The sequence below is a fragment of the Ralstonia sp. Ralssp110 genome (genome assembly GCF_047325135.1).
GTDB lineage: Bacteria > Pseudomonadota > Gammaproteobacteria > Burkholderiales > Burkholderiaceae > Ralstonia > Ralstonia mojiangensis.
Genome location: NZ_CP168610.1, coordinates 916,835 through 928,081, shown reverse-complemented (window position 1 = coordinate 928,081; position 11,247 = coordinate 916,835). Strand labels below are relative to the sequence as shown.

Sequence of the window (11,247 nt, the reverse complement as noted above, 5' to 3'; positions counted from 1 at the left end):
TCAGAACGCGATCCCCAGCGATACGCTCGGCCGGAACTGTTTCTGCTGGATGCCATAGGCCATGTCGAGCTGGATCGGCCCCACGGGGCTCTTCCAACGTACGCCCACACCCACACCGTTGAACCAGCGGCGCTCCGACCAGTTGTCGGTGGCGGTGCCGGTATCCCAGAACACGGCGGCACCCCATTGCGGCAGAAACCAGCGTTGATACTCCAGCCCGCCCGTGACGAGGAACTTGGTCGGCAACGTGCTGCCGTTGACGTCGTTACCGATGCTCTGGAAATCGTAGCCGCGCACCGACTGCGTGCCGCCCGTGCGAAAGCGCAGCGTGGCCGGTACGCCATCGCCGGAACCGGAGGTGATGACCGCGCCCAACTCACCGCGCGCAACGAAGATATCGCGCTGCCCCACCGGCACGAACTGGCGAATGCGGCTGTATGACCGCACGAATGATTGGTCCGTCAGCACGCCCTTGACTGCCGCGCCGATCTGCGTGGTGATGATGTTGCCGCGGCGCGGGAACAGCGGGTCGTCCACATCGCGGCGCGTCCAGGCGAAACCCGGGACGAGCGCCTTGCTCAACTGGCGCTCGGCGCCATCGGGCCGCAGGTCGTCGTAGTAGAAATCAACGGTGAACGACGTCTCATAGATGCCGCGCACACGCGTCTGCTTGAAGCCGGAACGATAGCTGCGCGTGTCGGTGCCCGAGGTGTCGGTGCGGTCCATGCTGGTGTAGAGACTGTTGACGTATTGCTTGTCGTCGGGCGGCACGGTCACGCCGGCAAACAGGTACTGGCGGCGCTGTTCGATGCGGGCCTGCGTGTCGAGCACCCAAGCCTTGCTGAACAGGTTCAGATATTGATAGCGCCCTTCCACCGAGGCACCCGTGTCCGTGCCGTAACCCACACCACTGGTGATGCGGTTGGGCGGATACTCCCGCACACGCACGCGCACCGGCGCGTTGACCGGGTTCTTCGGGTCGTCGCCCAGGTCAACGATGGCGTTGGAGAAATACGGTTGCCCCTGGATGGCGGCCTGCAGCGCCTGCAGACGATCGGCGGAGTAATCCTCACCCACGCGCAGCGGGTTCACGTGATTGATGATGCTGAGCGGGTAGCGCGACAAGCCCTGCACGTCCAGCGGCCCCAATGTGTAAGCCGGACCGCTGTCATAGCCCACCGACAGGTCTGCCTTGCTTTCGTCCGGATCGACGCGCGCCTGCGAAGACGTCTGCTTGGCCGCGTAATAACGTTTGCTCTGCAGCGCGGCCAGACCGTCGTCCTTGGCCTTGTCCCAGCCCGACTGGCGGAAGGCCATGCCGTGCTGCAGGCTCCACGACTTTTTCAATTCGTCGATGCGCTTGGCGTCTTGCGTGATCGCGCCGGTAAAGTCGAGCGCCACGGTATCGATGGTGGTACGCGGGCCGGGCTCGACCTTCACGTTGACCACGCGGTGGTCCGGCGGGCCGTCCAGCTTCGCGGTCGCCTTCGGCACGAAATAGCCCTCGGTGGCCGTCAGCTTGGTGACCTGGTCGCCAATGGTCTCGACCATGTACTGGAGCTGGTCGTCGGTGATGTCCTTGCGGTCTTTGTAACGCGACAGGTCCAGATGGCGCTCAAGCAAGTCGCGAATGGACTTCGGCGCATCGATCTTGACGTCGTATTCAGCGTGCGCCGGGGCGCAGGCGAGGGACAGCACAAAGCCGGCCGCCAGCGCGGCGGCGGGCAAACCCAGGAAACGAAAGCGTGGTGGTCGTGACGGTCGCGATGGTCGATTGGAGCCGGTCATCGTGGCAAGCGTGGCGCCGCCCCACGGGCAGGCTGAGTCGAAGGAAAGGCGTATTTGACCATACCGCCCCCCGCCGGTGCCCAGGCAATTGCAACGAACGCGGCCTTCCGAATCGGCCGACAGGGTTTCGCACGTGCCGTGCCCAAGGCCTTTACGCCGGCCAATACGGTAAAATGCGCCGGTTTTCCGCCCGGGAGCTTTCCGTGCGGGCAAGATCATCCAACATCACATACCGCCATGGCCCTCTACAAGTCCGAGATCACCCAGTTCCTGGAAGAACTCAAGACCCAGAAGCCCGACCTGGAAGCGCAGCAGCGCCAAGGCCGGTCCCTGCTGTGGGACAAGGACCCGATCGACCTGGAAGAGCGCGCGCGTGCCAAGTCCGCCCGCGTGCCGCAAAAGCCGTACGTCTACTCGCTGGACTGATCGGCCACCGGCCCTCGGCCCGCCAGGCTCACCGCCGCATGACCACTTCCGCGCAGGACAAGCTGCCACTGCCCGTCGAGCTGCCCAGCGTGGCGCCCGATCAGGATTCCACGCCCGCGCAGGTCGACGGCCTCGCCTTCGCGCGGCTCTACGGCGAGCCGCTGTTCAAGCTCCCGCAGGATCTCTACATCCCGCCCGATGCGCTCGAGGTCTTTCTCGAAGCATTTGAAGGGCCGCTGGACTTGCTGCTGTACCTGATCCGCCGCCAGAACTTCAATGTGCTGGACATTCCGCTGGCGCAAGTCACGCGGCAGTATCTGGCGTATATCGAACAGATCCGCACGACCAATCTTGAACTGGCTGCTGAATATCTGCTGATGGCGGCCATGCTCATCGAGATCAAGTCGCGCATGCTGCTGCCGGTCAAGAAGACCGACGAAGGCACCGAGCCCGAAGACCCGCGCGCCGAACTGGTGCGCCGCCTGCTCGAGTACGAGCAGATGAAGCTCGCCGCGCAGAAGCTGGACACCGTACCGCAACTTGGCCGCGATTTCCTGCGCGCACAGGTCTATATCGAGCAAAGCCTCGCGCCGCGCTACCCCGACGTCAATTCCGACGACCTGCGTGTCGCCTGGGCAGATGTGCTGCGCCGGGCCAAGCTCACCCAGCACCACAAGATCTCGCGGGAAGAGCTGTCCGTGCGCGAGCACATGAGCCAGATCCTGCGCCGCCTGCAGCACGCGCGGTTCATGGAGTTCACCGAGCTGTTTGAAGAAGCGATCCAGTCCGGCAAGGGCGCACCCATCGTGGTCGTCAACTTTGTCGCCATGCTCGAGCTTTCGCGCGAATCGCTGCTCGAAATCACGCAGGCCGAACCATACGCACCCATTTACGTGCGCCTCGCCTATTCCCCGACGTAAATCGTCCGATCTGACCCGGGCCGAATCACACAACAACTATGAAAGTCATCTCGTCGATCCAGGAATTGCGCGACCAGTTGCGCGGCCAGAACCGCGTCGCCTTCGTGCCGACCATGGGCAACCTGCATGAAGGCCACCTGAGCCTGATGCGCCTGGCACGCCAGCATGGCGATCCGGTGGTGGCGTCCATTTTTGTGAACCGCCTGCAATTCGGGCCGAACGAAGATTTCGACAAATACCCGCGCACGCTGCAGGACGACATCGAGAAACTGCAGAAGGAAGGCGTGTACGTGCTGTTTGCGCCCACCGAGCGCGACATGTATCCAGAGCCGCAGGAATACCGCGTCGACCCGCCGCACGACCTGGGCGACACGCTGGAAGGCGAATTCCGCCCCGGCTTCTTCAAGGGTGTGTGCACGGTGGTGATGAAGCTGTTCTGCTGCGTGCAACCGCGCGTGGCCGTGTTCGGCAAGAAGGACTACCAGCAGTTGATGATCGTACGCCGCATGGCACATCAGTTTGCGCTGCCGGTCGATATCATCCCCGCCGAAACGGTGCGCGCGGATGACGGCCTGGCGCTATCGTCGCGCAACGTCTACCTGACCAACGAAGAGCGCGCAGAAGCCCCCGAGCTGTACCGCACGCTGCACCAGGTGCGTCAGGACGTGCTGGAGACTGTGCTGCAAGGCCAGGCGTCGCACGAAGAGGTGACGGCCAAGGCCATGGAATACCTGCGTGGCCGCGGCTGGCAGCCCGACTACGTGGCCGTGCGCCGCCGTTCCGACCTGCAGAAGCCGACGCCCGAGAACATCGCTGCAGGCGAGCCGCTGGTCGTGCTGACCGCCGCCAAACTCGGCAAGACGCGCCTGATCGATAACCTCGAAATCTGAGCGACGCAGCCTCGTCCCACGAAAAAGCCCGGCACTGCCGGGCTTTTTTCATGCCGCCGCCGACGTGTCGGTGACGCTCGCCTGCGTAGGCGACTCCCCCAGCCAGTCGAGAATGCCGCTCCACTGCTCCACGTCCTTGGCCACCCGCGAGGGCGCCACGTCCCACAGCGTCAAGCCGTGCGCGGCGAGTTGCACGTAATTCTGCGTATCGCGCAGATAACCCAGGATTGGCACCTCCAGCCCCTGCACGAAGCGCTGGAGCTGTTCAGCGGCGCGCGTACGCATATCGACGCGCATGCCGACCACGCCCAGCTTGACCTCGCCATGGCGCACCGGTTTTTCATCGGCCAGCTTGCGCAGGAAGGTCTGCGTGGCAAGGATGTCGAACATGGAAGGCTGCAGCGGCACGATCACGTAGCCGGACATCTTCACAAGATCCCCCAGCCGCCAGCCGTGGAGGCCCGCCGGCGTATCGAGCACTACGTGCGTCGTACCCTTGGGCGGCTTGGCGATGTGATCAGCGTTGATTTCCCACGTGCGGATGGGCTTGGCGGTTTCCGGGCGCAGGGCCAGCCACTCGCGTGAGGACTGCTGGCGATCGGTGTCGCCCAGCATCACGGCGTGATCCCGCGCCGCAAAGTAGCCGGCCAGATTGGTGGCCAGCGTGCTTTTGCCCACTCCGCCCTTCGGATTCGCTACAACGGCCACCGGCATGCCCGCCTCCTTGCGCTCATCGAATCATGTGCCGAGTTAGTCACCCAGCGGATCTGTCCATCCGGTAATTATGGCTCACCCCGCACGTGGCAACGTTTGGAACAGCGTAGCAAGGTCCAGATGCGCTTCGCACGTGTCAGCAAGTCGTTCGAGCGATGCCTCACGCAACGCGGCGTAGTCCTGCGCCTGCGCATCGCGCACACCGGCCCAGGCAAGCAACGCTCGGCACGCCTCGGGCGCATCGAACAAGCCGTGCAGGTAAGTCGCGAGGATTTGCCCGTCTGCGGAGATCGCGCCATCTGCGCGGCCATCGTCGAGTTGCACGGCGGGGCGTGCGAGGGCCGCCCCCTTGGTCACGCCCATGTGGATTTCGTAGCCGGTGATGGTCGCACCGCTTTCCGTCAGGATGCCGCGCACCTGACGCAACTGCTTGGCAGCCTCCAGCGTCGTCTCGAAATCGAGATAGCCGAAACCCTCGACGCTACCTGCTGCGCCTTCCAGCCCGTGCGGATCATGCAAGCGCCGCCCCAGCATCTGCATGCCGCCGCAGATGCCGATCAGCTTGCCGCCATAGCGCAGATGCCGCGCGATGGCCGCTTCCCAACCGTTGGCACGCAGCCAGGCAAGATCGGCCTGCACGCTCTTGCTGCCGGGCAGGATGATGAGGTCTGCGGGCGGAATTGGCTGACCGGGGCCGACCAGTCGAACGTCCACCTGCGGGTGCGCGCGCAGCGCGTCGAAATCGGTGTGGTTGGACACACGCGGCAACACCGGAATGACGACGCGCAGCGCATCGGCTGAGGCTGCGCGCTGCACGGTCTGCACCGCGTCTTCCGCGTCGAGGTGCAGACCGTGCAGATACGGCAGCACACCCAACACCGGCTTGCCCGTCTGCGCGGTCAGCCAGTCGAGCCCGGGCGTGAGCAGTGAAATATCGCCGCGAAACCGGTTGATGATGAAGCCGCCCACGCGCGCGCGTTCGCTGTCGGACAGGCAGGCCAGCGTGCCGACAAGGTGCGCGAACACGCCACCGCGATCGATGTCGGCAACGAGCACGACGGGGCAATCGACGGCTTCGGCAAAGCCCATATTGGCGATATCGCGGTCGCGCAGGTTGACCTCCGCCGGGCTGCCGGCGCCCTCCACGAGCACGAGGTCGTACTGCGCGCGCAGCCGCGTGTGCGATTCGAGCACGGCGGCCATGGCGGTGGGCTTGTAGTCGTGATACGCGCGGGCATCAAGGTCAAAGCGCGGCTGCCCGTGGATGATGATCTGCGCGCCGGTGTCGCTGTTGGGCTTGAGCAGCACGGGGTTCATGTCGACCGTGGGGGCGACGCCCGCCGCCTGCGCCTGCAACGCCTGGGCGCGGCCGATCTCGCCGCCGTCGGCGGTGACGGCGCTGTTGAGCGCCATGTTCTGCGGCTTGAATGGCGCCACCCGCACACCGGCTCGATGCGCGACGCGGCACAGACCGGCGACCAGCGTGCTCTTGCCAGCATCGGACGTGGTGCCCTGGATCATCAGCGTGCCCCGAAGCGAGCCCGGCGGCACAGGAAATGGAGCTTTCGACATGCGCGGATTATCGCACCCACCTTGTTGCGCCTGACCCCCGCGCCCCCGCTAAAATGCTGGAATGTCACGCCACCTCACTCTCGTCCTCGGTGGTGCCCGCTCGGGCAAAAGCCACCACGCCGAACAGCTCGCACTGCAATGCGCGGGGCCGGTCACGTACGTCGCCACCGCCGGCGAGGGCGACGAAGAGATGCAATTGCGCGTGGCCCTCCACCGCGCGCGGCGCCCGGCCAATTGGGGGCTGGCCGAAGAGCCCGTGCGCCTGGCCGAAGCCCTCTACACGCACGCGCAGCACGGTGGCTGCGTGCTGGTCGATTGCATGACGCTGTGGCTCAACAATCTGCTCTTCTCAGAGCACCATGAATACCCCGAGACAGGCCTCGTCACGCCCCCCGAAGCCTGGACAGCGGAGATTGATGCGCTACTCACCGCGCTGCCGTTGCTGCCCGGCGAGGTCATCCTCGTGAGCAACGAGATCGGCCTGGGCGTGGTGCCGATGGGCGCCGTCACGCGTTTCTACGTGGATGAACTGGGCCGGCTGAACCAACGTCTAGCCGCGCTGGCCGACAACGTGCACCTACTGGTGGCCGGTATTCCGATGGTGATGAAAGGGCCGGCGATCGGCGCTGCCACGTGAGCGTGTCGCCGGGCGGCGTATTCGATCTCGGGTGGCCGCTCGTGACGCTGGCCGCGCTCGCGGGCGTGCTGCTCGATCAGCTCTTCGGCGAGGTACCGCGCTGGCATCCACTCGTTGGCTTCGGACGCATCGCCAAAGCGATTGAGCGCTGCATGAACCACACACCGGCTGCGTTGGCGTGGTCACGCGTCGTCGGTCTCGTTGCATGGGCGGGCGCCGTGCTGCCGTTCGCGCTGCTTGCGGGATGGCTCGCCGGCATGGCGCGCGATGTGTCGCCTTGGCTGGTGGCAGCACTTGATGCCATCGCGCTCTATTTCGCCATCGGAGCGCGCAGTCTGCATGACCACATCGCGCCGATCGCGCTTGCGCTACGCGATGCGGATCTGCCCCGCGCACGCACCCTCGCCTCGCGCATCGTCTCGCGTGACCTCAAACAAGCCACGGATGAGCCCATCGCCCGCGCCGCGGTGGAATCCGCGTTGGAAAACGGCAGCGATGCCGTCTTCGCGCCGCTGTTCTGGCTTGTGGTGGCGGGCGCGCCGGGCGTGGTGCTGTATCGGCTGGCCAATACACTCGATGCAATGTGGGGCTACCGCAATGCGCGCTTTACCGGCTTTGGCTGGGCGGCCGCGCGCATCGACGACGTGCTCAACTGGATTCCCGCCCGCCTCACGGCAATCAGCTACGCGCTGCTTGGCCACACCGCCGATGCGCTGCGCTGCTGGCGCACGCAGGCTCCGCAATGGTCGAGCCCCAACGCCGGTCCGGTGATGGCCGCGGGCGCGGGCAGCCTGCGCGTTCAGCTCGGCGGCGCCGCATGCTACGAAGGTGTGGAAGAAGCCCGCCCGTCGCTCGGCACTGGCAAGGCGGCGACCGCAGCAGATATCGCGCGGGCGTTGACGCTCGTGTCGCGCACGTTGTGGTTGTGGCTCGGCGTACTGGGCCTGATCGCGGCGTTGGCGTGGGGCCTCTCGTGAACGCCATCGTCCACGGCGGCAATCTCGCGGCCGCACGCGCGCTGTACGGAGAGCCTGCCGGCGGCTGGCTTGACCTGTCCACGGGCATCAACCCGCACGGCTATCCGATTCCGCCGATTCCACCTGATGCGTGGTTGAGCCTGCCTGAAGACGATGGCCTCGAAGCACAGGCCGCCGCGCACTACGGCGTGACCGACACGCGCGCCGTGCTGGCGGTTGCAGGATCGCAAGCGGCGATCCGCACGCTGCCGACGCTGCTGCCGCGTGGACGAGCCGGCATCGCGCAGATCGGCTACAGCGAATACGCACCTGCCTTTGCGCGTGCCGGTCACGACGTCGTGCCACTGCCCGAAGCCACCTTCCTCGGCGACCTGCCAAACGACGTGCAGCACTTGGTTGTCGTCAACCCGAACAACCCAACCGCGCGCGTGCTGCCGGCAGAAACCCTGTGCGATTGGCACACGCGCCTGCACGCGCGCGGTGGCACGTTGATCGTGGACGAGGCCTTTATTGAGGCGTTCGACGATGGCCCCACATTGGCGCCACTGGCTGGCGTGCCGGGGCTCGTGGTGCTGCGCTCGATCGGCAAGTTCTACGGGCTGGCGGGCGCCCGCATCGGCTTCACACTGGCGGCGCCGGAGCTGCTGTCTGCCCTGCGCGAGTCGCTGGGGCACTGGACAGTCAACGGTCCGGCCCGTGCCGTGGTGCGTGCGGCGCTGGCCGATACCGCCTGGCAAGTTTCAACGCGCGCGCAACTGCTGCATGCGGGGGCGCGGCTCTCAGCGTTGTTGGATCGCCACGGCCTGCCGAATGCCGCCACACCGCTGTTTGCCTGGGCACACGGCCCACATGCGCGGGCGCTGCATGCAGGCCTAGCGCGCCTCGGCATCTGGACCCGCCTGTTCGATGCGCCCATCAGCGGCTTGCGCTTCGGCCTGCCCCCGGATGAAACCGGATGGCAACGTCTTGCCGATGCGCTAGCATCGCTGTCGCACTCCGCTTGACCTGCCCTCCCCCCGATGCCCGTTCGTCTCTCTTGTCTCGCCCGTCGCCTGTGCGCACGCGGCCTCTTCGCACTTGCGCTCACGATCGCAGCCGCACCGGCATTTGCCACCATTTCCGTCACGGACGATAGCGGCGCCACCGTTACGCTGCAGCGCCCCGCGCAACGCATCGTCAGCCTCGCCCCGCATGCGACCGAGCTGCTGTTCGCGGCTGGCGGCGGTGCACGCATCGTCGGCACCGTGGCTTACAGCGACTACCCGCCACCCGCACGCGACATTCCTCACGTGGGCGATAACCGCTCGCTCGATCTGGAGCGTATCGCCGCCCTCAAGCCCGATCTGGTGGTGGTCTGGCGCCACGGCAACGCGCAGAAGCAGATCGACCGGCTGCGCGCGCTGGGCATTCCGCTGTTCTTCTCCGAGCCGCATCGCATGAGCGATATCCCGCGCTCGATCGAGGCACTCGGGACGCTGCTCGACACCCGTGCCAGCGCGCACGACGCGGCCCAGCAATTCCGCCAACGCACCGATACGCTGCGCCAGCGCTACGCCAGCCGCCCGCCGGTTTCGGTGTTCTATCAGGTATGGGAACAGCCGCTGATGACGCTCAACGGCCAGCACATCTTCTCTGACATGCTGGCGCTTTGCGGCGGCCGCAATGTGTTTGCCGGCGAGCCCTTGCTGGTGCCGACCGTTTCGCCCGAGGCCGTGATTGCAGCCAACCCCGAAGTGCTGCTGTCCGCCAGCATGGGGGCCACGCAAGGCAGCCGCCCGATCGATACGCTCGACGCGTGGAAGCGCTGGCCGCAATTGCTGGCCGTGCAGCGCGGCAACCTCTTCAGCATCAATGGCGACCTGATCAACCGCTTTGGACCGCGCCTGGTAGAAGCCGCAACGCTGATGTGCGAAGACTTGGAGCAAGCGCGTATGCGGCGCCTGGGGTCACAAACCACCAACGGGTTGGGTCGCTGAATCGCGTCGCCGGTCAACGGTTCCAGAACAGCAACACCGGCAACGCGTCGGGCTGCACACGAAAGCCGCAGGCGGCCCCCCATTGCAGCGGCCATTGCAGCGTCTCGGCCAATGGCCGCTGCAACCAGTGCGCCGCCAGGGCGCGCATGCAGCCGGCATGCGTCACCGCCCACACGCAAGACGCGGGCGTCGCGCTTGTCGCCTCGGCCCAGGTCGTCACGCGCGCCAGCAAATCTGCTGCAGATTCCCCGCCATGCGGATTGCCGTGCACAAGATCGCGCGCCCACTGGTCTATTTCCGCGCGCGGGATGTCCTCCCACTGGCAGCCTTCCCAGGCGCCAAAATCGAGTTCCATCAATTGCGCATCGATCTCGATCGGGGGAAGTTGAGCCATTTGCGCTAAGGCTTCGGCTGTCAGGCGGCTGCGTTGCAATGGACTCGCCAGCAGGCGATGCGGGGTGTGGGCGCTGAGTTTCTCGACGATGGCCGAAGGCTCGGGGTCCATCGGCGAAGCCAGCTCCAGATCGGTACGGCCATAACAGAGACCCGCCGTCATGGCGGGCCGCGCGTGGCGGATCAGGATGACATCCATGCCAGCAACCCCCACAGAATCAGCAGCTCGAACATCTGCTGCGCCATCCCAAGACAATCACCCGTGATGCCGCCGATGCGACGCACGAAGTATCGACCCAGCAGCCAGCGCGCAACGATCAACCCGACGACAACGAGCGCCGTGCACATCGGCCCGAACCATAGAAGAGGGGCGATGCCGAACACGCCGGCCCACAACGCATCGCTCCATCGCATGCGTTGCGCCACTGGCTTGGCTTTGCCTTCAGCGCGCACGTAGTCGTGGGTGAGCAGGTAGCTGACGGCCGCCGCGCGGCTTGCAGCATGCGCGCTCACCATTGCCACAAGGATGGCGATGCCATGCGGCGCCATCGCGCTCAGCAATTGCCACTTCAGCAGCAGCGCCATGCACACGGAAATCGCCCCGAACGCGCCGATGCGCGAATCGTGCATGATGCGCAGCCGGTCTTCAGGCGTGTAGCCCCCGCCAAAGCCATCGGCGCAATCGGCAAGACCGTCCTCATGAAACGCACCGGTCAGCAACAGCGTAGCCACCATCGACATGGCCACCGCCACACCTGACGCAGACACCGTGCACGACACGAGCCAATACACCGCTGCTGCCACGGCGCCCACCAACCAGCCAATCAGCGGAAAGTAGCGCGCCGCGCGATTCAACCCCGCCTGCGAGAAACCGACCGACGCCGGGACGGGGATGCGGGTGAAGTACCCGACCGCTGTCCACAGCGCTTGCCAATGTTCACGCAAGGCGTTCAT

The 11,247-nt window shown here is 65.8% G+C and carries 12 protein-coding genes; 7 read left to right on the top strand and 5 right to left on the bottom strand.

All coding sequences use genetic code 11. The features are described 5' to 3' along the window. A complete protein-coding gene (locus ACEN9T_RS13120; protein ID WP_092972909.1) occupies positions 1-1,788 on the bottom strand; it encodes an autotransporter assembly complex protein TamA in 1,788 nt (595 codons plus the stop codon). 237 nt (positions 1,789-2,025) lie between these two features. On the opposite strand from ACEN9T_RS13120, the gene ACEN9T_RS13115 reads away from it, so the two are divergent. The 3 genes from ACEN9T_RS13115 to panC are packed head-to-tail and all read left to right on the top strand — an operon-like array spanning position 2,026 to position 4,024. Next, a complete protein-coding gene (locus ACEN9T_RS13115) occupies positions 2,026-2,214 on the top strand; it encodes a DUF3460 family protein (protein ID WP_024975037.1) in 189 nt (62 codons plus the stop codon). Positions 2,215-2,252: 38 nt separating this feature from the next. Beyond that, the gene (locus ACEN9T_RS13110; RefSeq protein ID WP_092972906.1) at positions 2,253-3,134 is read left to right on the top strand and encodes a segregation and condensation protein A; all 882 of its coding nucleotides are present in this window, start codon (positions 2,253-2,255) and stop codon (positions 3,132-3,134) included. A gap of 38 nt (positions 3,135-3,172) precedes the next feature. After that, a complete protein-coding gene (gene panC / locus ACEN9T_RS13105; protein WP_092972904.1) occupies positions 3,173-4,024 on the top strand; it encodes a pantoate--beta-alanine ligase in 852 nt (283 codons plus the stop codon). 48 nt (positions 4,025-4,072) lie between these two features. Here the strand turns inward: panC and ACEN9T_RS13100 are convergent, their stop codons facing one another. Together ACEN9T_RS13100 and ACEN9T_RS13095 are read right to left on the bottom strand one after the other, a co-directional pair. Next, a complete protein-coding gene (locus ACEN9T_RS13100) occupies positions 4,073-4,738 on the bottom strand; it encodes a ParA family protein (RefSeq protein ID WP_092972902.1) in 666 nt (221 codons plus the stop codon). Positions 4,739-4,813: 75 nt separating this feature from the next. Beyond that, positions 4,814-6,310, bottom strand: coding sequence for a cobyric acid synthase (locus ACEN9T_RS13095; RefSeq protein ID WP_413707917.1), 1,497 nt, complete (start codon positions 6,308-6,310; stop codon positions 4,814-4,816). Positions 6,311-6,371: 61 nt separating this feature from the next. Between ACEN9T_RS13095 and cobU the strand changes: the two genes are divergently transcribed. Genes cobU through ACEN9T_RS13075 form a run of 4 tightly spaced genes read left to right on the top strand, consistent with a single transcriptional unit; the run spans position 6,372 to position 9,900 of the window. Next, positions 6,372-6,947, top strand: coding sequence for a bifunctional adenosylcobinamide kinase/adenosylcobinamide-phosphate guanylyltransferase (gene cobU, locus ACEN9T_RS13090; RefSeq protein ID WP_413707916.1), 576 nt, complete (start codon positions 6,372-6,374; stop codon positions 6,945-6,947). Then, positions 6,944-7,924, top strand: coding sequence for an adenosylcobinamide-phosphate synthase CbiB (gene cbiB, locus ACEN9T_RS13085; RefSeq protein WP_092972896.1), 981 nt, complete (start codon positions 6,944-6,946; stop codon positions 7,922-7,924). Before cobU ends, cbiB begins: the two co-directional genes overlap by 4 nt. Continuing rightward, entirely contained in the window at positions 7,921-8,928 is a 1,008-nt protein-coding gene (cobD, locus tag ACEN9T_RS13080; protein ID WP_413707915.1) for a threonine-phosphate decarboxylase CobD, read from the top strand. Before cbiB ends, cobD begins: the two co-directional genes overlap by 4 nt. 15 nt (positions 8,929-8,943) lie before the next feature. After that, positions 8,944-9,900: a cobalamin-binding protein gene (locus ACEN9T_RS13075; RefSeq protein WP_413707914.1), complete on the top strand. Its 957-nt coding sequence runs from the start codon at positions 8,944-8,946 to the stop codon at positions 9,898-9,900. A 13-nt stretch (positions 9,901-9,913) separates the two neighbouring features. Here ACEN9T_RS13075 and cobC read toward each other — a convergent pair whose 3' ends face one another. Next, on the bottom strand, positions 9,914-10,492 hold the full coding sequence (cobC, locus tag ACEN9T_RS13070) for an alpha-ribazole phosphatase (RefSeq protein ID WP_413707913.1): 579 nt from the start codon (positions 10,490-10,492) through the stop codon (positions 9,914-9,916). Then, positions 10,477-11,247 carry an adenosylcobinamide-GDP ribazoletransferase gene (locus tag ACEN9T_RS13065; RefSeq protein ID WP_413707912.1) on the bottom strand — a complete coding sequence of 257 codons (771 nt, stop codon included), beginning with the start codon at positions 11,245-11,247 and terminating at the stop codon, positions 10,477-10,479. The genes cobC and ACEN9T_RS13065 overlap by 16 nt, the downstream gene beginning before the upstream one ends.